The sequence below is a fragment of the Pseudomonas lundensis genome (genome assembly GCF_015377145.2).
Lineage (GTDB): Bacteria > Pseudomonadota > Gammaproteobacteria > Pseudomonadales > Pseudomonadaceae > Aquipseudomonas > Aquipseudomonas lundensis.
The window spans coordinates 3,647,710-3,670,211 of the sequence record NZ_CP062158.2; the positions used below are offsets into that span (position 1 = coordinate 3,647,710).

23 protein-coding genes, 1 tRNA gene and 1 pseudogene are annotated in these 22,502 nt (G+C 57.7%); 8 read left to right on the forward strand and 17 right to left on the reverse strand.

Annotation, left to right across the window (positions count from 1 at the left end):
• Window positions 1-13 precede the first annotated feature (13 nt).
• Both IF654_RS17220 and IF654_RS17225 read left to right on the forward strand, forming a co-directional pair.
• Entirely contained in the window at window positions 14-898 is an 885-nt protein-coding gene (locus IF654_RS17220) for an alpha/beta fold hydrolase (protein WP_047282985.1), read from the forward strand.
• 66 nt (window positions 899-964) lie between these two features.
• Window positions 965-1,038: transfer RNA gene (locus IF654_RS17225), tRNA-Gly, on the forward strand.
• 53 nt (window positions 1,039-1,091) lie between these two features.
• On the opposite strand, the gene IF654_RS17230 is transcribed toward IF654_RS17225, so the two are convergent.
• The 4 genes from IF654_RS17230 to IF654_RS17245 form a co-directional block, all read right to left on the reverse strand.
• Window positions 1,092-2,378 (reverse strand): diguanylate cyclase domain-containing protein, encoded by a 1,287-nt coding sequence (locus IF654_RS17230; protein WP_047281095.1) that lies wholly within the window; start codon window positions 2,376-2,378, stop codon window positions 1,092-1,094.
• A gap of 85 nt (window positions 2,379-2,463) precedes the next feature.
• Window positions 2,464-3,099, reverse strand: a complete 636-nt coding sequence (locus IF654_RS17235) for a LysE family translocator (protein ID WP_047281096.1) — start codon at window positions 3,097-3,099, stop codon at window positions 2,464-2,466.
• A 124-nt stretch (window positions 3,100-3,223) separates the two neighbouring features.
• Window positions 3,224-4,378: a phospholipase D-like domain-containing protein gene (locus IF654_RS17240; protein ID WP_169880223.1), complete on the reverse strand. Its 1,155-nt coding sequence runs from the start codon at window positions 4,376-4,378 to the stop codon at window positions 3,224-3,226.
• 1 nt (window position 4,379) lies between these two features.
• Window positions 4,380-4,970, reverse strand: a complete 591-nt coding sequence (locus IF654_RS17245) for a YceI family protein (RefSeq protein WP_048376323.1) — start codon at window positions 4,968-4,970, stop codon at window positions 4,380-4,382.
• A 262-nt stretch (window positions 4,971-5,232) separates the two neighbouring features.
• Between IF654_RS17245 and olsB the strand changes: the two genes are divergently transcribed.
• Window positions 5,233-5,988 (forward strand): L-ornithine N(alpha)-acyltransferase, encoded by a 756-nt coding sequence (gene olsB, locus IF654_RS17250; protein WP_070412637.1) that lies wholly within the window; start codon window positions 5,233-5,235, stop codon window positions 5,986-5,988.
• Window positions 5,988-6,785, forward strand: coding sequence for a lysophospholipid acyltransferase family protein (locus IF654_RS17255; protein ID WP_194862195.1), 798 nt, complete (start codon window positions 5,988-5,990; stop codon window positions 6,783-6,785). The genes olsB and IF654_RS17255 overlap by 1 nt, the downstream gene beginning before the upstream one ends.
• Window positions 6,786-6,797: 12 nt before the next feature.
• Here IF654_RS17255 and IF654_RS17260 read toward each other — a convergent pair whose 3' ends face one another.
• Complete coding sequence (locus tag IF654_RS17260) at window positions 6,798-7,376, reverse strand: acyl carrier protein phosphodiesterase (RefSeq protein WP_047281098.1); 579 nt, start codon at window positions 7,374-7,376, stop codon at window positions 6,798-6,800.
• A 156-nt stretch (window positions 7,377-7,532) separates the two neighbouring features.
• Between IF654_RS17260 and IF654_RS17265 the strand changes: the two genes are divergently transcribed.
• Genes IF654_RS17265 through IF654_RS17275 form a run of 3 tightly spaced genes read left to right on the forward strand, consistent with a single transcriptional unit; the run spans window position 7,533 to window position 10,080 of the window.
• Window positions 7,533-7,835 (forward strand): ArsR/SmtB family transcription factor, encoded by a 303-nt coding sequence (locus IF654_RS17265; RefSeq protein WP_047277151.1) that lies wholly within the window; start codon window positions 7,533-7,535, stop codon window positions 7,833-7,835.
• Window positions 7,836-7,846: 11 nt separating this feature from the next.
• Complete coding sequence (locus IF654_RS17270; protein ID WP_047277153.1) at window positions 7,847-9,013, forward strand: MFS transporter; 1,167 nt, start codon at window positions 7,847-7,849, stop codon at window positions 9,011-9,013.
• 17 nt (window positions 9,014-9,030) lie between these two features.
• Window positions 9,031-10,080 (forward strand): alkene reductase, encoded by a 1,050-nt coding sequence (locus tag IF654_RS17275; RefSeq protein ID WP_047277154.1) that lies wholly within the window; start codon window positions 9,031-9,033, stop codon window positions 10,078-10,080.
• A 693-nt stretch (window positions 10,081-10,773) separates the two neighbouring features.
• Here IF654_RS17275 and rpoS read toward each other — a convergent pair.
• The 8 genes and pseudogenes from rpoS to IF654_RS17315 form a co-directional block, all read right to left on the reverse strand.
• Window positions 10,774-11,698, reverse strand: a pseudogene (rpoS, locus tag IF654_RS17280) (RNA polymerase sigma factor RpoS).
• 186 nt (window positions 11,699-11,884) lie between these two features.
• On the reverse strand, window positions 11,885-12,712 hold the full coding sequence (locus IF654_RS17285; RefSeq protein ID WP_047277158.1) for a peptidoglycan DD-metalloendopeptidase family protein: 828 nt from the start codon (window positions 12,710-12,712) through the stop codon (window positions 11,885-11,887).
• A gap of 207 nt (window positions 12,713-12,919) precedes the next feature.
• A complete protein-coding gene (locus IF654_RS17290) occupies window positions 12,920-13,555 on the reverse strand; it encodes a protein-L-isoaspartate(D-aspartate) O-methyltransferase (RefSeq protein WP_162199714.1) in 636 nt (211 codons plus the stop codon).
• A gap of 41 nt (window positions 13,556-13,596) precedes the next feature.
• Window positions 13,597-14,346, reverse strand: coding sequence for a 5'/3'-nucleotidase SurE (gene surE / locus IF654_RS17295; protein WP_194862194.1), 750 nt, complete (start codon window positions 14,344-14,346; stop codon window positions 13,597-13,599).
• Window positions 14,334-15,392: a tRNA pseudouridine(13) synthase TruD gene (truD, locus tag IF654_RS17300; protein WP_047281099.1), complete on the reverse strand. Its 1,059-nt coding sequence runs from the start codon at window positions 15,390-15,392 to the stop codon at window positions 14,334-14,336. The genes surE and truD overlap by 13 nt, the downstream gene beginning before the upstream one ends.
• Window positions 15,389-15,862, reverse strand: a complete 474-nt coding sequence (ispF, locus tag IF654_RS17305) for a 2-C-methyl-D-erythritol 2,4-cyclodiphosphate synthase (protein WP_047281100.1) — start codon at window positions 15,860-15,862, stop codon at window positions 15,389-15,391. Before ispF ends, truD begins: the two co-directional genes overlap by 4 nt.
• Before the next feature lie 62 nt (window positions 15,863-15,924).
• A complete protein-coding gene (gene fghA / locus IF654_RS17310) occupies window positions 15,925-16,770 on the reverse strand; it encodes an S-formylglutathione hydrolase (RefSeq protein WP_047277168.1) in 846 nt (281 codons plus the stop codon).
• A 50-nt stretch (window positions 16,771-16,820) separates the two neighbouring features.
• Complete coding sequence (locus IF654_RS17315) at window positions 16,821-17,933, reverse strand: S-(hydroxymethyl)glutathione dehydrogenase/class III alcohol dehydrogenase (protein ID WP_047277170.1); 1,113 nt, start codon at window positions 17,931-17,933, stop codon at window positions 16,821-16,823.
• Window positions 17,934-18,041: 108 nt separating this feature from the next.
• On the opposite strand from IF654_RS17315, the gene IF654_RS17320 reads away from it, so the two are divergent.
• Entirely contained in the window at window positions 18,042-18,947 is a 906-nt protein-coding gene (locus tag IF654_RS17320; RefSeq protein ID WP_194862193.1) for a LysR family transcriptional regulator, read from the forward strand.
• A 117-nt stretch (window positions 18,948-19,064) separates the two neighbouring features.
• Here the strand turns inward: IF654_RS17320 and ispD are convergent, their stop codons facing one another.
• The 4 genes from ispD to kdsA form a co-directional block, all read right to left on the reverse strand.
• Window positions 19,065-19,769 carry a 2-C-methyl-D-erythritol 4-phosphate cytidylyltransferase gene (ispD, locus tag IF654_RS17325; protein ID WP_047277174.1) on the reverse strand — a complete coding sequence of 235 codons (705 nt, stop codon included), beginning with the start codon at window positions 19,767-19,769 and terminating at the stop codon, window positions 19,065-19,067.
• Window positions 19,766-20,044: a cell division protein FtsB gene (ftsB, locus tag IF654_RS17330; protein ID WP_047277176.1), complete on the reverse strand. Its 279-nt coding sequence runs from the start codon at window positions 20,042-20,044 to the stop codon at window positions 19,766-19,768. Before ftsB ends, ispD begins: the two co-directional genes overlap by 4 nt.
• Window positions 20,045-20,212: 168 nt before the next feature.
• Window positions 20,213-21,502, reverse strand: a complete 1,290-nt coding sequence (gene eno / locus IF654_RS17335; RefSeq protein ID WP_047277178.1) for a phosphopyruvate hydratase — start codon at window positions 21,500-21,502, stop codon at window positions 20,213-20,215.
• 153 nt (window positions 21,503-21,655) lie between these two features.
• The gene (gene kdsA, locus IF654_RS17340) at window positions 21,656-22,501 is read right to left on the reverse strand and encodes a 3-deoxy-8-phosphooctulonate synthase (RefSeq protein ID WP_047277180.1); all 846 of its coding nucleotides are present in this window, start codon (window positions 22,499-22,501) and stop codon (window positions 21,656-21,658) included.
• Between the last annotated feature and the right edge of the window lies 1 nt (window position 22,502).

Here is a 22,502-nt window from a genome sequence, read left to right on the forward strand (position 1 = left end):
GGAGTCCGACGCCATGAAGCCTGAAATCGCCGTGCTGGATATACAAGGTCAGTATCGAATCCATACCGAGCATTACCGATCCGAATCGGCATACCGCACCATCATTCTGGTCAACGGGTCGATGTCCACAACGGCCTCATTTGCCCAGACCCTCAAGAACCTGCACCCCGCACTGAATGTCGTGCTGTACGACCAACCCTACGCGGGCCAGTCAAAACCCCACAATCCTCATCATTCCCTGCTGACCAATGAGCTTGAAGCTCACGTGTTGCTGGAGTTGATCGAGCACTTTAACGCCCATTACGTGTTGTCGTTTTCGTGGGGCGGACTGGTTGCACTGGCCGCCCTGGCTGAACAACCCCAGCGTATTGAGAAAGCCGTGATCAGTTCGTTCTCACCCGCCATCAATACAGCTATGCAGGATTATCTGGAACGAGGCCGTCACGGGCTGGCCAGGGGCGACCGCACCCTGCTGGGCCATCTGGTGAACGACACACTGGGCAAGCATTTGCCGCACCTGTTCAAACGCTTTAATTTTCGTCACATCAGCACCCTTGCCGATCACGAATACGCGCAAATGCACTTCCACATCGACCATTTGCTGGCGAGTGATTACGCGAGTCGGCTCAAGGCGGCTGAACGCATTGCTATTCCCGTGCTGTTCATCAATGGCGAATGGGACGAATACACGGCGGCAAAAGACGCTCGACAATTCGCACACCCTGTTACCAACAGCCAATTTGCCATCGTGGACAACACCGGACACTTTCTGGACATGGAACACACGGCTGCCAGTCGACACACGAAAAGCGTCGTGCTGGACTTCCTGAACCCAGTGCAATCCCCTTCATCGGCAGGGCTGACAATGACGCCATCCGGTGAGCACATCGGGCTGTAAACGAGGGAATGAACAATTAAACCTTCTCATCCGCGCCGACTTCTGGTACAAAGTCAGCCGCTCTGAGCGGGTGTCGTATAATGGCATTACTCCAGCTTCCCAAGCTGATAACGAGGGTTCGATTCCCTTCACCCGCTCCACTTCTTCATTGCGCTGTCAGCCTTCTGAAAGCGACATTTCTTCGCAGCACTCCTCACACTGCCCGACCACTTTTCTTCACGCTGTACATCACCGTATCCGCATGGTGTAGCAATTGCTGCGCGACTTCTCCGTTCTCGGGGTAGACCGCAACACCAATGCTCGGCAACACGTGCAGGGTATGGCCTTCTATCAGGAGTGGCTGACTGAGATTCTGGCGGATTTTTTCCGACACGATCTGTGCATGGTCAGGGTGCTTGAGGTTATCCAGCACGACCACGAATTCATCCCCGCTCATCCTCGCCACGGTGTCGCTTTCACGTACGCAGTGCTTCATGCGTTTGGCAATCTGTTGCAGCAAGCAATCGCCGATGCCGTGCCCATATTGATCATTGATCTGTTTGAAATGATCCAGGTCGACATACAACACGCCGACAAACCCGTACTCTCGCCTCGCTTTGGTCAGTGCCCGGTCGAGCCGTTCATACAGTGATTCGCGATTGAACAGTTGTGTCAGGGGATCGTACTGCGCCAGGTACTGCAACCGGGCGTGTAGTTGCTTGCGCTCGATGGCGGCGGCCACTTGCGTCGAGACATATTGCAGCAGTTCCTGATGCTCCTCGGTATAACGCTCTTCGCCCAGCGAGCTCTTGACCAGCAGCGCGCCAATAATGCCCTTATGCGTGGCCAGCGGCACACCCAGCCTCGAAGGCGCATCCGGTGAGCGGTGCAGCATCGCTTGCCCGGTGCGTATCACCTGCTCGCTCAACTCAAGGGCCTCGTTACTGTGTTGTTGCGGGTGGTCATCCACGTGATAAGGAAAACTCAACGTGCCTTGCGCCTGATCCCACAGGGCCACCGAAAAATTCAACGCGGGCAGCCATTGCCCGATGAGCAGGTGCACACGTTTGAACAGCTGCATCAAGTCTTCGGCGCCATGGGCCGCTTCAGAGATATCAAACAGCGCCTGCTGCCGCGATTCGGCGTGCTTGCGTTCGGTGATGTCACGTGCAACGGCGATGCGCATCTGCCAGGTCTCGGACCAACGGGCAGACCACAGGATATGCACGACTCGGCCATCCTTGTGCAGGTATCGGTTCTCAAAATTGAGTTTGGGCTCGCCGCCCATGACGTCCTGAGCCGCCTGCAACGTGCGCGCGCGATCAGCGGGCAACACCAGCTCAATCATGTACGTTCCGATCAGTTCCTCCTGCGTGTACCCGAAAATGCGCTCGCAGGCCGCACTCACAAAGATAAACCGCCCCTGACGGTCCACCACGCACACGGCATCAAGCAACAGATCGATGAAGCTGGATTGCGACAGGTAGCTTTTAATATCCATTGGGCAGCTCTATGCCAGAAGGTAAAACCTCACACTCCATCCTCTTGATGCGGCACTCCCCCCGGCTGATTCCTTGCAGCTCAGGTCACACAACACTCATCCACAAACCGGGCAAGGCATGCGCCAGTGCGCTGATCGCAAACCCGATGAACATGACGCCACACAACCGCGTAATCAGTAATTCATGGCGCTGGTACAGCGCGCGAACGTGCCCGGCCCCCACAATCGCGACCAGAATGGCATAGGCCGCCGCGCCGCCCACAAAACTGAGAGCAATCAGCCAGGGCAGCATCGTCCATGTGAGCAACTCTGCGCGGCTGGAGAGCAAGGCCGTGAACGTGGCAACGGCAACGGGATACGCCTTGGGATTGGTCAAACCGAAGAAAATGCCGTGGGCAAAAGGCTGGCGGGCCGGGCCTTGCTGCGCCCCGCGGCTAGGCTGTGCACGTACGGCACGCACGCCCAGCCAAAAAAGGTAGAGCCCACTGAGCAGGCCCAGCACGTTGAACGCCGTGCTGCCGAACTCACGGGCGCCGACAATGGCGATCAGAGCAGTGCTGCACCACATCACATCGCCCAGCAGGTGCCCGCACAAAAAACCGGCGCCGGCGCGGCGACCACGCGCGGCGCCAATCCCGAATACAGCCAATACGCCAGGCCCCGGCGTGATGCCATAAATGAAGCCCGAGGCCAGTACCGCCCACAACAGCGAAGGTGTCATGCAAAAACGCTCCAGAAATCCCGCTCACGCTCTCCAAGTGCCCGTGAGGCCGCTTGATTTTGCACGTTCTGAAACGTTATGTAACCGCGTGTTGAATAAAACAGCGGCTCGCTTGATAAAACCGCTATCGACGCCCGACCAGATTCACCACTAGCCGGTCCACCCAACCCCAGACCCGCTGTTTGACCCGCCGCCACAAAGGCCGCGATTGCCAGGCCTGCAAACTGACGGCCTGACTCTGCGCGAAGTCGGTGACAAAACTGGCCGCCACAGCGCGAGTCAGTGCAGGGTCCAGCGCCTCCAGATTGGCTTCGAGGTTGAAGTGCAGGTTCCAGTGATCAAAATTGCATGAGCCAATACTGACCCAGTCATCGATCAGCACCATTTTCAGGTGTAAAAAACACGGCTGATATTCAAAGATCTTCACCCCGGCTTTGAGCAGCCGCGGGTAGTAACGGTGCCCGGCATAACGGACCGAAGGGTGATCGGTGCGCGGGCCAGTAAGCAGCAAGCGCACATCCACGCCCCGGTTGGCAGCCCGGCGCAGCGACCGGCGCACTTGCCAGGTGGGCAAAAAGTAAGGCGTTGCCAGCCAGATACGCTGTTTTGCACTGTTAATGGCCCTGACCAGCGACTTCAAAATATCGCGATGCTGATGGGCGTCTGCGTAGGCCACACGGCCCATGCCTGTTCCCGACGCCGGCACGCGCGGTAAATGAGGCAACCCGAAGTGCGTGGCGGGTTTCCAGGCTTTACGACTGATATTGGCGCGCCATTGACGGTCAAACAGCATTTGCCAGTCCAACACCAACGGCCCTTGAATGTCGACCATCACTTCATGCCAGTCACAGGTATTGGTGCCCGGCTGCCAAAACTCATCGGTCACGCCAGTACCGCCCACTACCGCCAGACGTTGATCCACCAGCAACAGCTTTCGGTGATCGCGATAGAGGTTATTCAACCCTTTGCGCCAGCTGATGGCGTTGTAAAAGCGCAGCTCCACGCCGGCATCGATCAGCCGTCGACGCAGCCCCAAGGTAAACGCCAGGCTGCCATAGCCGTCGAACAGACACCGTACGCGCACACCGCGCGTGGCCGCTTGCTCCAGCGCCACCACAATGGCCTCGGCACACGCGCCGCTTTCGACGAGATAAAGCTCCAGGTCAATGTGGGCCTGAGCGTCGGCCATCGCCGCGATCATGCGCGCAAAGAATTGCGGACCGTCGATCAGCAATTCGAACTGATTGGCTTCACGCCATGGAAACACTGCGCCAGCCATCTCAGCGGGCCGTGAAGATCAAGACCGCACCCACCGGCACTGAAAAACTGATTGCGGACAATCCCGCCAGTTTGCGCAGTGTTTCAAGCTCGGGCTGCACACCGAAGTCCTCGGCCTGCACCACCAACGGTTCCAGCGTCACCACTTGAAACCGGTGCTCATCCAGGCGGGTGGCCAACAGTTGAGCATCATAGGTGTGCTGCTTGCCCCGCAGGCTGACCGTGACCGGCAAACGCAGCTCAAACTGGGCGCCGGGTGCCAGGTTGTTAATCGGTTGCAGGTCTATTTGCGCGGTGATCTGTGCTTCCGGGAAGTGCTTGAAGTCGAACAACACATCACGCATGCGCTCGTCGAGCAGTGGCACCGCGCTGTTGACTGAGTCCATCTCAATCCTCAATTGCGCCTGCCCTTTGCTATTCACCTTGCCGTGCAACACCAAAAAACGGTGCACGTTGGCAACGTTGGCATTTTGCGTGGTGATAAACGACAGCCGTGACGACTCGCCATCCAGATACCAATTGGCCTGTGCGGACAGGCTGACACCCAGCGTCAGCAAGAGTGCGCACACAGAAGACAAACACGCTTTGAACATAAGAACTCTTCGGCAATTAAACGTGGGCGAACATTACCCCGAGCCGGGGCACATGCAAGCGGTGCGAGGGATTTTTTTAGCTTATCGGGTAGGACGCCAGCGGGCCCAAACAGTTCATCAGGCCCAAAGCGGCGCGGCGCTTGTCACGCAAGCATCACTCAATTGTCATGGCGATGACATTGCGCCTGCCTAGCCTGACGTTGCGCCCCTCAGTCGATTGGCAGTCACCCTCGGCGGGCACTGGCCTGCATGGAGATTCGCAATGTCTCAAATCGCCCGCATTCGCGACACCGCTCAAGAACGACGCCTGCAAGCAGAACGCCTGATCGGCCCCGAAGCGTTGCGCGAGGCACAGGCCCTGCGCTTCCGGGTGTTCAGTGATGAACTCAAGGCCACGCTTAAAGGCGCAGAAGGCGGCCTGGATCAGGACGACTTCGACAGGCATTGTGCGCACATCGGCGTGCGCGACCTCAACACCGGCCATCTGGTCGCCACCACCCGGCTACTGGACCACACGGCCGCGCGCGGCATCGGGCATTTTTACAGCGAAGAAGAATTCAATCTGCACGGGCTGGCGCACCTGCAAGGGCCTGTCCTTGAAATCGGACGAACATGCGTCGACCCCGCCTACCGCAATGGCGGCACCATTGCCGTGCTGTGGGGCGAACTGGCTGAAGTCCTCAATCAGGGCCACTACCGATACCTGATGGGCTGCGCCAGCATCCCGATGCAGGACGGCGGCGTTCAGGCCCATGCCATCATGCAGCGCTTGCGCGAACGCTACTTGTGCACCGAACACCTGCGCGCCGAGCCGAAAAAGCCGATTCCACATCAGGAACTGCCCGCCAACGTGATTGCCGAACTGCCGCCGCTGCTCAAGGCCTATATGCGCCTGGGAGCGAAAATCTGCGGCGAACCTTGCTGGGACGAAGACTTCCAGGTGGCCGACGTGTTTATTTTGCTTAAACGTGACGAGCTGTGCCCGCGTTATGCCCGGCACTTCAAGGCGGCCATGTAATGGGTCGCTTGCGGCGTTACGGCCGCGTGATCCACGTGTTGTGCGTCGTAGGGTTGGGGCTGGGCATGGCCAGCGTATTTGGCGTGATGGAACGCCTGAAACTCAACAGCACTCAGGTCAGGCGCCAGCGCTGGTCACAGTTTTTCATGGCGCGCCTGAGCCGTGCCCTGCCCTTTCGCATCAATGTGTTCGGGCAGTTGCCGGACACCTCGATGCTGTGGGTCAGTAACCATGTGTCATGGACCGACATCGCACTGTTGGGGCAATTGACGCCACTGTCGTTTTTGTCCAAAGCGGATGTGCGCGGCTGGCCGGTCGCAGGATGGCTGGCCGCCAAGGCGGGCAGTCTGTTCATCCGGCGCGGTGCTGGCGACAGCCAATTGATCCGCCAACAGATGCATCACCATTTGAGTCAGGGCTTGCCGCTGTTGATGTTTCCCGAGGGCACCACGACAGATGGCCGCTGCGTGCGCACCTTCCACGGCCGACTGCTCTCAGCGGCGATCGACAGCGGCGCGCACCTGCAACCGGTCGCGATCCGTTATCTGCGTGATGGCTCGACCGACCCGATTGCGCCTTTCATCGGCGATGACGACTTGCTGTCGCATTTGATGCGGTTGTTCAGTCACGACACGGCGGAGGTGGAGATCCACCTGCTCGAACCCATTGCGTGCCTGAATCAGGAACGGGCCGTCCTCGCCTTCCGCGCGCAGCAAGCCATTGAACGCGTGCTGGTGCAGCCCCAACAGACAGGGCCTACGGGTGCAGCTCAGGCCAGCTGGTTAATGCAGCGCTAACTCAACGCGCATTCAGCGGCTCAGCGCATGAGCGGCGTAAGCCTGTAGCTCGGGGTAGAACGCTTGAAAGTCGTCGCTTAAAGGCTGATACAGCGCATCCAGGTCCTGCATGGCGCCCGCCAGTTCCTGGGGGCGTGACAAGCGGCGGGCAATCCCGTCAAACACCCGCTCCAGCGTTGGGTAGTCCTGATAGGAACCCAACCAGTCGTGGGCGGCCATGTGCGGTGCAATGGCCGCCAATCGGCCGGGCAATTGCGGCTCAGCCCCCAACACACGATAAAAACCCGACGTAAAGCGCTCCAACGGTACATCGGCATAGTGACCCCAGTCCCGGGCCAGGCAATGGTCGAAAAACACATCGAGCACAATGCCTGCATACCGCCGTCGCGTGTGGGTAAACCGCGACAGTGCCTGCCCGACTAAGGGGTGAGCGTCGGTGAAGGCATCAATGCTGCGGTGCAACTGGATGCCGGACTCAATACCCGGCCGGAATTCACCTTGCAGCGGGCCTTTGACAAAGTCGCCATAGAGGCTACCGAGTAATTCTTCAGGGCGCTGGCCGCCAAGGTGCAGATGTGCGAGATAATTCATGGCGCGCAGTTTAGCACTGCACCCTCCATATCGTTATAACCCGATATACCGATTTGTACTGATCTCAGATCAAAATCATATTTGTATATCGCGATATTACGATTTAAAGTTCGCCTCATCGCGATATAACGTTGTACTTCATTGAGCACTGCCACCATGAACATCGACCTCGACGAAATAATAAAAGCGCTGGCACACCCAGTACGCCGAGAAATCCTTCACCTGCTTAAAGATCCCGAAAAGTCATTTCCTGACCAATTGCATTCCACCGAGCACGGCGTGTGCGCCGGTCAATTTGACCAGCATTGCGGCCTCTCGCAGTCGACGGTCTCAGCGCACCTGGCGACCTTGCAGCGCGCGGGCCTGATCACCAGCCAGAAGCATGGCCAATGGCACTTTTTCAAACGTAACGAAGACACCATCAGGGCCTTCCTCGAACAATTCAACCAAACGCTTTAACAAGGATTTTCATGCCCCTCTCGCTTCTCATCCTGGCGCTCAGCGCCTTCGCTATCGGGACCACCGAGTTCGTCATCATGGGCTTATTGCCCGATGTGGCTGCCGACCTGGGTGTCTCCATTCCCGGTGCTGGCTGGTTGGTCACCGGTTACGCGTTAGGCGTGGCCATCGGCGCGCCGTTCATGGCGCTGGCGACTGCCAAGCTGCCACGCAAAGCCGCGCTGGTGGCCTTGATGGGTATTTTTATCGTCGGCAACCTGTTGTGCGCTGTGGCCAGCGATTACAACGTGCTGATGTTTGCCCGTGTAGTCACAGCGCTTTGCCATGGCGCTTTTTTCGGCATTGGCTCGGTCGTGGCGGCGGGCCTGGTGCCCGCCAACAAGCGCGCCTCCGCCGTTGCGCTGATGTTCACGGGGCTGACACTGGCAAACGTGCTGGGCGTGCCGTTGGGGACCGCGCTGGGGCAAGCCGCCGGATGGCGCTCGACGTTCTTCGCCGTCACCGTCATCGGCGTGATCGCGCTGATTGGCCTGATCCGCTTCTTGCCGACCAAGCGCGACGAAGAAAAACTCGACATGCGAGCCGAGCTCAGAGCACTCAAAGGCGCTGGCATCTGGTTGTCCCTGAGCATGACCGCTTTGTTTGCCGCGTCGATGTTCACCCTCTTCACTTATGTGGCGCCATTACTGGGTGACGTGACTGGCGTATCGCCGCGGGGCGTGACCTGGACCTTGCTGCTGATCGGCCTCGGGCTCACCGTCGGCAACATCATCGGCGGCAAATTGGCTGACAAGCGTCTGGCCGCCACCCTGATGGGCGTCTTCATCGCCATGGCCGTGATATCGACCGTCCTGACCTGGACCAGCGTGGCCGTGATCCCGGCTGAGATCACCTTGTTCCTGTGGGCTACCGCCTCGTTTGCAGCCGTCCCGGCGCTGCAAGTCAACGTCGTGACCTTCGGCAAAGCGGCCCCCAATCTGGTTTCAACCCTGAACATCGGCGCCTTCAACATCGGTAACGCACTGGGCGCCTGGGTAGGCGGCAGCGTGATTGCACATGGCTTCGGCCTGACCAGCGTGCCGCTGGCTGCCGCAGCGTTGGCGGTCCTGGCGTTGCTGGTGACCCTGATTACTTTTCGCCAGGGCGGGACGCCCGACCTGGCCACTGCCACACACTGATCCGAGAGGCTACAGACATGACCACCCTTTTCGACCCTATCAAACTGGGCGAGCTCGAACTGCCCAACCGCATCATCATGGCCCCGCTGACCCGCTGCCGCGCCGATGAAGGCCGCGTCCCGAATGCGTTGATGGCTGAGTACTACGTGCAACGTGCCAGCGCCGGTCTGATCCTCAGCGAAGCGACTTCGGTGACGCCAATGGGCGTTGGCTACCCGGACACCCCAGGGATCTGGTCAGACGCTCAGGTACGCGGCTGGACCAATATCACTAAAGCGTTGCACCAGGCGGGTGGCCGAATCTTCCTGCAACTGTGGCACGTGGGCCGTATCTCGCACCCCACCTACCTGAACGGCGAAACGCCAGTTGCGCCAAGCGCCATCGCGGCTAAAGGCCATGTCAGCCTGCTGCGTCCGAAAGTGGATTTCCCCACACCGCGCGCACTGGAAACAGCCGAGATCGCTGACATTGTCGAGGCCTATCGCACAGGCGCAGAAAACGCCAAGGCCGCTGGTTTTGATGGTGTCGAGATTCACGGCGCCAATGGTTATCTGCTCGATCAGTTCCTGCAGAGCAGCACGAACCAGCGCACGGATCAGTACGGCGGCTCAGTGGAAAACCGTGCCCGCCTGTTGCTGGAAGTCACGGACGCCGCTATCAGCGTCTGGGGGCCGGGTCGTGTGGGCGTGCACTTGTCCCCTCGTGCAGACTTGCACGATATGGGGGATGAGAACCTGGCTGAAACCTTTGGCTATGTCGCACGGGAGCTGGGCAAGCGCGGTATCGCGTTCATCTGCTCACGCGAAGCAGAGGGCGCTGACAGCCTGGGCCCGCAATTGAAAGCGGCGTTTGGCGGTCCTTACATCGCTAATGAGCGCTTTACCAAAGACAGCGCCAACGCCTTGCTGGCTGCTGGCAAAGCAGACGCCGTGGCTTTTGGTGTGCCTTACATCGCAAACCCGGATTTGCCTGAGCGCTTCAAGGCGGATGCCCCGCTCAATGAACCTCAACCGCAGACCTTTTACTCTCACGGACCGGAAGGCTACATCGACTACCCGGCGCTGTGAGTGGTGCTGAGATGACGCGCCTTTAACGCACGCCATAAAAAACGCCCAAGGCCTTAATGACCTTGGGCGTTTTGTTTTAAATAAGGGGGGTCACACTCAGACGCAAGCGAGATAAATCAAGCATTCGTCTGTGGCACGTAGGCCAAGTAAAAAAAGGGGCGGTTTGACCCGCCCACATTTATTCCCTAATCCCTTTTTTCCCTTTCATCATCCTGATGAATCGCTTCCTGCGATGTCCTTCAACGTCCATCCTTGAACGATGTATCGATCCGTCGATACAGTTCTGATATTAGAGATTTCCAAGTTTGCTGCAAGCGCACCATATATAGATTTTTATTACACGCCAGGCACCTAGCAAAAAATAAAGTCTATATATATCAATAACTTAAAAAACAAAACAAGTAAGAAAATCTAACCACTTAATCCATCCTCAACCTTTAGCTTACAAGAAGAGTAAGTAAAGGCTTACAAAACAGCGAAACAAATATCCAGTTTCGCTCGCAGCACCTCATTTCAAATGCCCAATTCCGAACAGCGAATTAAAAATGTATGCCGTTGCTGGTTACTTTTTCCCATCGACAGAAGGAAAAAAACACATGGCGCGGTAGTTTTCCATTCAATACGCCAGGAAGGCATAACTGATCGCGCATAAAAAACCCCGGCTTTTAGCCGGGGTTTCAGGTACTGCACGCTCTACTGGAACAATGATTCACTGGAAAGCCCATTACGCTCCAGGATCTCGCGCAAGCGCTTGAGCCCTTCGACTTGAATCTGGCGCACACGCTCACGCGTCAAGCCAATTTCAAGCCCTACATCTTCAAGCGTACTGCTTTCATGACCCCGCAAGCCGAAGCGGCGAATCACCACCTCGCGCTGCTTGTCGGTCAGTTCCGACAGCCACTGATCGATGCTCTGGGATAAATCGTCGTCCTGCAACAGTTCACACGGATCTGTAGGACGATCATCTGTCAGGGTATCGAGCAGGGTTTTATCGGAGTCAGGCCCCAAAGACACATCCACCGAGGACACCCGCTCGTTGAGGCCGAGCATGCGCTTGACTTCAGCAACGGGTTTTTCGAGCAGATTGGCGATTTCTTCAGGGGAGGGTTCGTGGTCGAGTTTCTGCGTGAGTTCACGCGCAGCTCGCAGATAGACGTTGAGTTCTTTAACAACATGGATCGGCAAACGGATGGTACGGGTCTGGTTCATGATCGCCCGTTCAATCGTTTGGCGAATCCACCAGGTGGCATAGGTCGAGAAACGGAACCCGCGTTCGGGATCAAACTTCTCGACAGCCCGAATAAGGCCCAGGTTGCCCTCTTCAATCAGGTCGAGCAGCGACAAACCCACGATTGACGTAGCGACGGGCAATTTTAACCACCAGCCGCAAGTTGCTTTCAATCATGCGCTTACGCCCGGCCGGATCTCCGCTTTGCGACAAACGCGCAAAATGGACTTCCTCTTCGGGAGAGAGTAACGGGGAAAAACCGATTTCATTGAGGTACAACTGAGTCGCATCAAGCGCCCGGGTGTAATCAATGTATTTATGCTGCTTTAACGCAGATGAAGTTTTGGACTTGGTACGAACTGTAGGGGGTGAAGCATCTTCTTCTGACATCGAGTCCATGACGATATCAGGGTCCATAAGGAGCACCTCATCGTCGATGTCAAACCCCGGCGCTTCTTTGTTGAGAGCCATTTTATAGTCCTTTGTTGAGTTCGACCTCAAGCTCTAGCCTCGCCTAATCCTTGGCAATGCTGGAGCCCATTCCTTTACTACATCAAGGAACGGGCTGGTAACTGATCAACGGCGTGGAAGAAATTGCAGTGGATCTACAGGTTTACCTTGGCGGCGAATTTCAAAGTGAAGTTTCACCCGGTCTGTACCAGTTGACCCCATTTCGGCAATTGTCTGTCCAACCTTGACCTGCTGCCCCTCCCGAACCAAGAGCCTGCGGTTGTGACCGTAGGCACTGACGTAGGTATCGCTGTGTTTGATGATGACTAATTCGCCGTAGCCCCTCAATCCACTCCCGGCGTATACCACTGAGCCATCCGACGCAGCTAAAACAGGCTGTCCCAAATCCCCGGCGATATCAATACCTTTATTCAAACTACCGTTTGAAGAGAATTTACCGATCAAAATACCGTTTGCAGGCCAGCCCCAGCCTTTGGGAGCGGGACCGGCAGGCATCGGTGCCGGGGCAACTGCGGTCTTCGTTGCGGTGGCCTGACGCTTGATGACCGTTGTTTTACTGCCCGATGAAGGTGACGTGACAGTACTGGTCGCGACGGCTGTCGGACGGGTGCCGGCTCGTCCGTCAAAGCGGATGGTCTGTCCCGGAACAATGGTGAAGGGCGCCCCAATATTGTTACGGGCCGCCAGCGCCTTCCAGTCCCATCCGTAGCGAAACGCAATGGAAAACAGCGTGTCGCCCCGCCGGACAACGTATTGCCCAGTGGTCACGGCCGGACGCTGGGCCACACCATTACGGTCGACAACACGCACGCCATTCTTGGGTGAACTGGAGCAGGCCGCCAACAAGGCAAGCGTGGCACTCAGAAGTAAACCGACCACCAGTCTGTGATAGCTATTGGTTCTCATACGCTGCGCAATGACTGTGAGACTCACCCGCCGCTCCCTTTGATGGTGGCTAAATATTAGATGGCCAGTACCGGCCGAAATGTGGCGCAAGTATAACTGGCAACGCAGCTATTACAGACAGTAAAGCCGATACTTAAACACGCCGTTTAAAGCACGTGTGAGGCTAAACAGAGCCTTGGCGTCGGGCTATATGACCCCCGCCCGCCCCTATAATTCAGCGCAGATGAATGAGGGTCAGGCCAACGGGCCATTCAAAAGCGGTACAAAACGCACATTACCGATCACACGACGCGCAAAACCATGCTCCTCGCGCACGATTAACATCAGTTGCTGCACCTCGCCCGCTCCCACCGGAATCACCAGGCGCCCACCCGGTGCCAACTGATCCAGCAAGGCCTGGGGCACATCCGTAGCGACTGCTGTCACGATAATGCCGTTATAGGGCGCCAGCGCTGGCCAGCCTTCCCAGCCATCGCCCCAGCGAAACACCACATTGCGCAAGTTGAGCGCCTGCAAGCGCTCTTTGGCCCGGTCCTGAAGCACCTTGATGCGCTCGACCGAGAAGATGCGTTCAACCAGCTGCGACAACACGGCGGTTTGATAACCGGAGCCGGTGCCGATTTCCATGACCTTGTCCAGCGGGCCGTCTTCGAGCAGCAGCTCGCTCATGCGCGCCACCATATAAGGCTGGGAAATCGTCTGGTTGTTGCCAATCGGCAAGGCGGTGTCTTCGTAAGCCCGGTGCGCCAGCGCTTCGTCCACAAACAGGTGACGCGGGGTGCGACGAATAACCTCAAGCACGTTTTGATTGACGATGCCTTCGTCAACCAGGCGCTGAATCAGCCGCTCACGAGTACGCTCGGAAGTCATGCCAATACCGCGATGCATCAGGCCACTCTGTTCACGCCCCATCAACCCAAGCCCTCAAGCCAACCCTCGAGACATTTGAATGCCTCGCCAAACGTGCGATCAAGCTGCAACGGCGTGATCGACACATAACCCTGCATGACCGCATGAAAGTCTGTGCCCGGCCCGCCATCTTCCACGTCGCCCGCGGCGGCAATCCAGTAACCCGCCTTGCCGCGCGGGTCGACCACCTGCACCGGCGCCGCAGCACGCGCCCGATGCCCCAGGCGCGTGAGCTGAATGCCGCGAATCTTGTCCAACGGCAAGTTGGGAATATTCACGTTAAGCACGGTACGCGGCGGCAGGTCCAACTGGTCATGGGCTTGCACCAACTTGCGAGCGAAGTAGGCCGCCGTCGGCAAGTTATCGAGCTGACGCGACACAAACGAAAATGCGAATGACGGGCGTTGCAGAAACCGGCCTTCCAGCGCCGCAGCAACGGTTCCCGAATACAGCACGTCATCCCCCAGGTTAGCCCCAAGGTTTATCCCGGAAACCACCATGCCGGGCTGCGGGTCCAGCAGGCCGTGAATGCCTAAATGAACGCAGTCGGTCGGCGTGCCATTAATGCTGACAAAACCATTGGCCAAGGTATGCGGGTGCAGCGGGCGATCGAGCGTCAGCGAGCTGCTGGCCCCGCTTTTGTCCTGATCGGGCGCAATCACCACACACTCGGCATAATCGGCCAGTGCAGCGTGAAGCGCTGCAAGGCCCGGGGCACTTACCCCATCATCGTTAGAAATCAGAATACGCATAGGCTGTCCGTTTGACCCAACGGCACCAGATCAACAAGTTCGCGCACCAGAACAGTGGCGAAGCATCCGGCCGGCAGTACAAATTCCAGTTGCAGAATGTCAGGCTCTGGATAATGCCACGTCAACCGGCCAATGGGCAGCCGCAGAATGCGTCGCTCGTGACTCATGCCCGCTCGGACCAGCCAATCGCGCAGATCAGCTTCACGCTCGGCGATCGACTGTTCCAGTTCATGGGGCGCGCCCTGGGCAGGAGAATCCCCTTCGCCCCACTGCGGCCCGGTCGGGTGCACATCCAGAATGGCCAGACGCGGATCGCTGCATTCAGCCTCACCGGCGGGGAAGAAACTCCGGCTATCGGTAAAGGCCAGAAGGTCGCCCACCTGAGCTTTCTGCCAAGTGCCGTCTGCCACACGGGCCGCCAACACCTGATTGAACAGGTAGCTGCGGGCGGTCGACAGCAGCCGTGACCGTACATTGCGCTGTTCAGGCAACGCCTTGCGGGCAGCGTAATCACGCGCCTCCCCAAGATTGCCGCCCTGCCAGCCAAAACGCTGGGTGCCAAAATAGTTGGGAACACCCTGACGGGCAATCAGCTCCAGACGTTGCTGCAACGCGTCCTTGTCGCCCGACAATTGAGTCAGGCGCAACGTGAAGCCGTTTGCCGCGTGGGCTCCGCGCTGCAACTTGCGCTTGTGACGCGACGTCTTGAGGATGGTCAGCGTGTCATTTTCTGCCGAAGACAGATCCGGATCAGCCTTGCCCGGTAACTGAACGCTAAACCACTGGCGGGTCAGCGCCTGACGGTCCTTAAGCCCGGCATAACTGACTGTGCGCAGTGGCACACCGGCGGCCTTGGCAATCCGGCGCGCGGCCTCTTCGGTGTTCAGACCCCGCTTTTCCACCCACAGCCATAGATGCTCGCCATCCCCGGACAGGGGAATATCCAGGACTTCATCGACCTGAAAATCGTCAGCGGTAGCCTTGAGCACCGCCGTACCCAATGCGTCGCCATACGCGCGCGGGCCCAACAGATCAAATTCGTTCATGCGCGAACCAACAACGCGATCGAATGCACGGCAATGCCTTCCTCACGGCCGACAAAGCCCAGCTTTTCGGTGGTGGTGGCTTTTACGTTTACCTGGTCCAAATCAACCTCTAGATCCGCGGCAATCCGCGCGCGCATCGTTTCGATATGCGGTGCCATTTTTGGCGCCTGAGCAATGATGGTGTTGTCGACATTGCCGACCTTCCAGCCTTTGGCGTGGATCAGGCCAACCACATGACGCAGCAGGGCTCGGCTGTCAGCGCCCTTGAAGGTAGGGTCGGTATCGGGAAAGTGCTTGCCGATGTCGCCCAGCGCAGCAGCCCCCAGCAACGCATCACTGAGTGCGTGCAACAGCACGTCGCCATCAGAGTGAGCCAAAAGGCCGAATTTATGTGGGATTCGCACACCGCCCAAGGTAATAAAGTCGCCCTCAGCAAAACAGTGCACATCATAGCCGTGGCCAATACGCATAAAAAAACGCCCCGATTAAGTCAGGGCGTGATTCTACCTACTTTGACCTGCCTTGGGCGCTATTAGGCACCCAGTGCAGTGGCGTGATGACGCAAGTGATCATCAATGAAGCTGGCGATAAAGAAATAGCTATGGTCATAGCCAGGCTGCATACGCAATGTCAGCGGGTAATCGGCCAGTTCAGCCGCCTTTTGCAGCACGTCAGGTTTGAGCTGGACAGCCAGGAAGTCATCCCGATCGCCCTGATCAACCAACAGCGGCAACTTTTCACGCGCCTGCGCCAACAGTGCGCTGGCATCCCACTCACGCCAGCGCGAACGTTCTTCGCCCAGATAATGAGAAAACGCCTTCTGCCCCCAAGGACAATCCATCGGATTGCTGATCGGTGCCAACGCCGAAACGGACTGATAACGCCCCGGATTACGCAGTGCGCACACCAGTGCGCCGTGGCCGCCCATCGAGTGGCCGCTGATGCCCCGTCGCTGGGAAGCCGGGAAATGCGCTTCAACCAACGCGGGCAATTCGTTCACCACGTAATCGTGCATCTGATAGTGCTGCGCCCATGGCGGCTGAGTAGCGTTCAAATAAAACCCCGCTCCCAGCCCGAAGTCCCAGGCCCCGTCGGGATCATCCGGTACGCCGTCGCCACGGGGGCTGGTGTCGGGCGCCACAATGATCAAGCCCAGCTCAGCGGCCAGTTTCATGGCCCCTGCCTTGTGCATGAAGTTCTCATCGGTACACGTCAGCCCCGACAACCAGTACAGCACCGGCAAAGTGGCGCCCTGCTCGGCTTGTGGCGGCAAATACACGGCAAACACCATGTCACAACCGAGCACCTGAGACCGATGCCGGTAGCGCTTGTGCCAGCCGCCGAAGCTCTTCTGGCAGGCTATATTTTCCAGTGTCATGGACAACTCCAGGCCGCCAGCCCCGTTTGCGCGAGGCTAGCCGCTGCCGATTAGAAATGGATGACAGTACGAATGCTTTTACCTTCATGCATCAGGTCGAATGCCTTATTGATGTCTTCCAGCCCCATGGTGTGGGTAATGAAGGTATCCAGCGGGATTTCACCGCTTTGTGCCATGTCGACATAGCTCGGCAATTCTGTACGGCCGCGCACGCCACCAAAGGCAGAACCACGCCAGACGCGACCGGTCACCAGTTGGAACGGACGGGTCGAGATTTCTTGCCCGGCGCCTGCTACGCCAATGATCACCGACTCGCCCCAGCCCTTGTGGCAGCATTCCAGTGCCGCACGCATCAACTGCACATTGCCGATGCATTCAAAAGAGAAGTCAACGCCGCCGTCCGTCATATCCACAATGACGTCCTGAATCGGACGGTCAAAGTCTTTCGGGTTGACGCACTCCGTGGCGCCCAGTTGCTTGGCGATTTCAAACTTGGCCGGGTTGATATCAATCGCAATAATCCGCGAAGCCTTGGCTTTCACAGCACCAATGACGGCTGACAAACCAATCCCGCCCAGACCGAAAATGGCGACGGTATCGCCTGGCTTGACCTTGGCGGTGTTAAGCACGGCGCCGATGCCCGTGGTCACGCCGCAGCCCAGCAGGCAAACTTTTTCCAGCGGAGCATCCTTGGAAATTTTGGCCACCGAAATTTCTGGCAACACGGTGTACTCAGAAAATGTAGACGTTCCCATGTAGTGAAAAATGGGCTGACCTTTGTAGGAAAAGCGCGTAGTGCCATCGGGCATCAAGCCTTTGCCCTGAGTGGAGCGAATCGCCTGACACAGGTTGGTCTTGCCCGACAGGCAGAACTTACATTGGCGACATTCCGGGGTGTACAGCGGAATAACGTGATCGCCTACCGCTACCGAGGTAACGCCCTCACCGATCGCTTCAACGATTGCGCCGCCTTCATGGCCCAGAATCGACGGAAAAATACCTTCCGGGTCTGCACCCGACAGGGTGTACGCATCGGTGTGGCAAACGCCCGACGCCACCACCCGCACCAGCACTTCACCTGCCTTGGGCATGGCAACATCCACTTCCACGATTTCCAGCGGCTTTTTGGCCTCGAAGGCTACGGCAGCACGTGACTTGATCATCGATCGTCTCCAGCAAAGTAAAAACAAGACATGGAGTGTAAATCAGCGCTGGCTGATTAATAATCCGGCCAAAAGCAAAACATTATTGCCAGGCAGGGACAATCCTCCATGAACGAGAACCGCTGGGAAGGTATAGACGAATTTGTTGCCGTCGCAGAGTGCGGTCAATTCACGGCGGCCGCCGAACGACTCGGGGTGTCGTCTTCCCATATCAGCCGTCAGGTGGCACGGCTGGAGGAGCGCTTGCAGACGCGATTGTTTTACCGCAGCACCCGGCGCGTGACACTGACCGAAGCCGGGCAGACGTTCCTGCAACATTGCCAGCGTTTGCAGGATGGACGCGAAGAAGCGTTACGTGCGATAGGCGACCTGGCCAGCGAACCCAAAGGGCTGCTGCGCATGACGTGCGCTGTGGCTTATGGCGAACGCTTTATCGTGCCGCTGGTCACGCGATTTATGGCTTTGTACCCGCAGTTACGGGTGGACATTGAACTGAGTAACCGCCCGCTGGACCTGGTGCACGAAAGCCTGGACCTGGCCATCCGGCTCGGCCGGTTGCAGGACTCACGCCTGGTAGCCACTCGCCTGGCCCCACGGCGCATGTACCTGTGCGGCTCCCCTTCCTACCTGGAACGTTACGGACGCCCACACAGTGTGTCGGAACTGGGCCGGCACAATTGTTTGATTGGCAGCTCGGACCTCTGGCAGTTGCAACAAGACGGCAGGGAATTTTCGCAGCGCGTACAAGGCAACTGGCGTTGTAACAGTGGGCAGGCGGTGCTGGATGCGGCGCTGTTTGGCGTAGGGTTGTGTCAATTGCCCGACTACTACGTGCTTGAGCATTTGAAAACCGGCGCGCTGGTGTCCTTGCTGGAACCGCATCAACCCCCCAACACGGCCGTCTGGGCCCTTTACCCACAACAGCGGAACTTATCGCCCAAAGTCAGACAGTTGGTGGATTATCTGAAAGCAGCACTGGCCACACGCGAAGAGTACTCAACCGCCCAGCAGTGAGTTCACTTGCGCACGGGGTTGAGCGCCTTTGGGGAGGAAAACGGATCGATGTTTGCCATGCAATGGATTGCAGCCTTTATGCCGCGGCCGCATCGGCCTAGGCAGGATGCTCCGGTGTTAGCGGTTAACCCACCGTAATCGCAGCCACTCAAGGTCTTCAGGACGCGTCACCTTGATGTTGTCCGAACGACCTTCGATCAAGCGCGGCGACAAGCCTGCCCACTCCATGGCTGAAGACTCATCAGTGATGTTGGCATCCGCGACAAGGCTATCGGCTAGCGCACGATGCAGTGCGCCGAGACGAAACATCTGCGGCGTATAGGCCTGCCATATGCATTGACGATCAACGGTTTCGACTACGCGGCCCTGCTTATCGACCCGCTTCAAGGTGTCGCGCGCCGGCACCGCGAGCAAGCCGCCCACCGGGTCATCCGACAACTCACCGAGCAGTTTATCCAGATCCTCTCGGGCCAGATTGGGCCGCGCTGCATCGTGCACCAGCACCCAGTCATCGTCACTGGCCCCCAACGCATGTAAATGCAACAGCGCGTTGAGCACCGAATCTGCACGCTCACGACCGCCATCCACCCGAACCACACGTGGATCAACTGCGCAAGGTAGCGTCGGCCAGAAAGGATCGTCGCAGGCGACACTGACCACCAGCCCCAGAAGACCGGGGTGATCGAGAAAACAGCCAAGGCTGTGTTCGAGAATACTGCGTCCGCCCAGCTGCAAGTACTGCTTGGGACGGTCCGCGGCCATTCGGGCACCCACGCCCGCGGCAGGAATCACGGCCCAAAAGGCCGGCGAGGAACGGTTCATTGGGCCAACTGATAGAGGGTTTCACCCTCCTTGACCATGCCCAATTCATGGCGAGCCCGCTCTTCAACGGTCTCCATGCCTTTTTTCAACTCTGACACTTCCGCATCCAGCACGCGGTTGCGCTCAAGCAAAATTTCGTTTTCAGCACGCTGATCGGCGATTTGCTGAGTCAGGTCGGTAACCTGCGCCAAACTGCCATTCCCCACCCACAGGCGATACTGTAGGCCAGCCAGCAGCAAGAGCAAGATAAGGAACAACCAATTGGGACTGCGCATCGAATATCAGGTATCCAGTGAAAAGACAGCCATGCCGACAAACCTAAACCACGAATAGTACAAAGCCTGGACGAACCAGGCTTGTACGTGTAGCCACCAGATTAGTGTCAAACCCCTCGCGCTGGCGAGTGTTACGACACAATCTGCTGTCTTTTTATCACTTACCGCTTAGCCGCGAAACTCGCCACGACCGTTGTACTTGGCTTTCGCCCCCAACTGCTCTTCGATACGCAGCAGCTGGTTGTACTTGGAAACACGGTCGGAACGGCACAGGGAGCCGGTTTTGATCTGGCCAGCGGACGTGCCCACGGCCAGGTCGGCAATGGTGGAGTCTTCAGTTTCACCGGAACGGTGCGAGATCACTGCCGTGTAACCAGCCGCCTTGGCCATCTGGATGGCTTCCAGGGTTTCAGTCAGGGTGCCGATCTGGTTGAACTTGATCAGGATCGAGTTGGCGATCTTTTTATCGATGCCTTCTTTCAGGATCTTGGTGTTGGTCACGAACAGATCGTCACCGACCAGCTGTACTTTCTCACCGATTTTATCGGTCAGGATTTTCCAGCCATCCCAGTCAGACTCGTCCAGACCGTCTTCGATGGAGATGATCGGGTAACGCTGAGTCAGGCCTTTGAGGTATTCAGCGAAGCCTTCGGAGTTGAAGACTTGACCTTCGCCCGACAGGTTGTACTTGCCGTCTTCGTAGAACTCGCTGGCCGCGCAGTCCAGTGCCAGGGTCACGTCAGTGCCCAAGGTGTAGCCGGCGTTGGCAATGGCTTCGGAGATCACTTTCAGTGCATCTTCGTTGGACGCCAGATTCGGTGCGAAACCACCTTCGTCGCCCACGGCGGTGTTAAGGCCACGGGCCTTGAGCACGGCTTTGAGGTGATGAAAGATTTCGGTGCCCATGCGCAACGCATCGGAGAAAGTCTTGGCGCCGACTGGCTGAACCATGAACTCTTGAATGTCAACGTTGTTATCGGCGTGCTCACCACCGTTGATGATGTTCATCATCGGAACCGGCATCGAGTAAACACCCGGTGTGCCGTTCAGGTTGGCAATGTGCGCGTACAGCGGCAGGTCCTGGTCCTGTGCGGCGGCCTTGGCGGCAGCCAGCGACACGGCGAGGATAGCGTTGGCACCCAGCGAGCCTTTGTTTTCGGTACCGTCCAGCGCGATCATCGCGTGGTCGAGCGCCTTTTGATCAACCGGGTCTTTACCCAGCAGCAAATCACGAATAGGGCCGTTAATATTGGCAACGGCTTTGAGCACGCCTTTGCCCAGGTAACGGCTCTTGTCGCCATCACGCAGCTCCAATGCCTCACGGGAACCGGTAGAAGCACCGGACGGCGCGCATGCGCTGCCGATGATGCCGTTGTCGAGAAGCACGTCCGCTTCCACAGTGGGATTGCCACGGGAGTCGAGAACTTCACGACCTTTGATGTCGACGATTTTTGCCATTGTTGTAAATACTCCAAAGTTGACGAAAACGACGCAGCTGAGGGAAATCTGGTCACCGTCGGCAAGGGTCGAATAACAGGCAGCCTTGCGGACGATAAGGCTCGGGCCCTGAGGCCCGAGAAATCGTGCGGTACTTTACCGGAGAATCGAGGGTTAAGCGGTTTCTATTGTCGGAAAACTCTTAACCAACTCATCCAGAGACTTCAGTTGAGCCAGGAAAGGCTCAAGCTTGTCCAGGCGCAAGGCGCAAGGGCCGTCGCACTTGGCGTTGTCAGGATCCGGATGTGCTTCAAGGAACAGGCCAGCCAGGCCTTGACTGATACCGGCCTTGGCCAGGTCAGTCACTTGGGCGCGGCGACCGCCGGCAGAATCGGCACGACCACCGGGCATTTGCAGCGCGTGGGTCACGTCGAAGAAAACCGGGTACTCAAATTGCTTCATGATGCCGAAGCCCAGCATGTCGACCACAAGGTTGTTGTAGCCGAAGCTGGAACCACGCTCACAGAGAATCAACTGATCGTTGCCCGCTTCTTCGCATTTGCTCAGGATGTGTTTCATTTCCTGGGGCGCGAGAAACTGGGCTTTTTTGATGTTGATCACGGCGCCGGTCTTGGCCATGGCCACGACCAGGTCAGTCTGACGCGACAGGAAAGCTGGCAACTGGATGATGTCGCACACCTCGGCGACCACGGCTGCTTGCGCAGGCTCGTGGACGTCGGTGATCAGCGGCACACCAAATGCTTGCTTGATGTCCTGGAAAATCCGCATGCCCTCTTCCAGGCCTGGGCCACGGTAAGAGCTGACAGATGAGCGGTTGGCCTTGTCGAAGCTGGCCTTGAACACGTAAGGAATACCGAGCTTTTCAGTAACACGGACGTACTCTTCGCACACCTGCATGGCCATATCACGGCTTTCCAGCACGTTCATGCCACCGAACAAGACCATAGGCTTGTCGTTGGCAATTTCGATATTGCCTACGCGAATAATCTTTTGCGCCATG

Coding starts and splice junctions, on each gene's coding strand:
- IF654_RS17220 (WP_047282985.1), top strand. CDS start 14: ATGAAGCCTGAAATCGCCGTGCTGGATATACAAGGTCAGTATCGAATC.
- IF654_RS17230 (WP_047281095.1), bottom strand. CDS start 2,378: ATGGATATTAAAAGCTACCTGTCGCAATCCAGCTTCATCGATCTGTTG.
- IF654_RS17235 (WP_047281096.1), bottom strand. CDS start 3,099: ATGACACCTTCGCTGTTGTGGGCGGTACTGGCCTCGGGCTTCATTTAT.
- IF654_RS17240 (WP_169880223.1), bottom strand. CDS start 4,378: ATGGCTGGCGCAGTGTTTCCATGGCGTGAAGCCAATCAGTTCGAATTG.
- IF654_RS17245 (WP_048376323.1), bottom strand. CDS start 4,970: ATGTTCAAAGCGTGTTTGTCTTCTGTGTGCGCACTCTTGCTGACGCTG.
- olsB (WP_070412637.1), top strand. CDS start 5,233: ATGTCTCAAATCGCCCGCATTCGCGACACCGCTCAAGAACGACGCCTG.
- IF654_RS17255 (WP_194862195.1), top strand. CDS start 5,988: ATGGGTCGCTTGCGGCGTTACGGCCGCGTGATCCACGTGTTGTGCGTC.
- IF654_RS17260 (WP_047281098.1), bottom strand. CDS start 7,376: ATGAATTATCTCGCACATCTGCACCTTGGCGGCCAGCGCCCTGAAGAA.
- IF654_RS17265 (WP_047277151.1), top strand. CDS start 7,533: ATGAACATCGACCTCGACGAAATAATAAAAGCGCTGGCACACCCAGTA.
- IF654_RS17270 (WP_047277153.1), top strand. CDS start 7,847: ATGCCCCTCTCGCTTCTCATCCTGGCGCTCAGCGCCTTCGCTATCGGG.
- IF654_RS17275 (WP_047277154.1), top strand. CDS start 9,031: ATGACCACCCTTTTCGACCCTATCAAACTGGGCGAGCTCGAACTGCCC.
- IF654_RS17290 (WP_162199714.1), bottom strand. CDS start 13,555: ATGACTTCCGAGCGTACTCGTGAGCGGCTGATTCAGCGCCTGGTTGAC.
- surE (WP_194862194.1), bottom strand. CDS start 14,346: ATGCGTATTCTGATTTCTAACGATGATGGGGTAAGTGCCCCGGGCCTT.
- truD (WP_047281099.1), bottom strand. CDS start 15,392: ATGAACGAATTTGATCTGTTGGGCCCGCGCGCGTATGGCGACGCATTG.
- ispF (WP_047281100.1), bottom strand. CDS start 15,862: ATGCGTATTGGCCACGGCTATGATGTGCACTGTTTTGCTGAGGGCGAC.
- fghA (WP_047277168.1), bottom strand. CDS start 16,770: ATGACACTGGAAAATATAGCCTGCCAGAAGAGCTTCGGCGGCTGGCAC.
- IF654_RS17315 (WP_047277170.1), bottom strand. CDS start 17,933: ATGATCAAGTCACGTGCTGCCGTAGCCTTCGAGGCCAAAAAGCCGCTG.
- IF654_RS17320 (WP_194862193.1), top strand. CDS start 18,042: ATGAACGAGAACCGCTGGGAAGGTATAGACGAATTTGTTGCCGTCGCA.
- ispD (WP_047277174.1), bottom strand. CDS start 19,769: ATGAACCGTTCCTCGCCGGCCTTTTGGGCCGTGATTCCTGCCGCGGGC.
- ftsB (WP_047277176.1), bottom strand. CDS start 20,044: ATGCGCAGTCCCAATTGGTTGTTCCTTATCTTGCTCTTGCTGCTGGCT.
- eno (WP_047277178.1), bottom strand. CDS start 21,502: ATGGCAAAAATCGTCGACATCAAAGGTCGTGAAGTTCTCGACTCCCGT.
- kdsA (WP_047277180.1), bottom strand. CDS start 22,501: ATGGCGCAAAAGATTATTCGCGTAGGCAATATCGAAATTGCCAACGAC.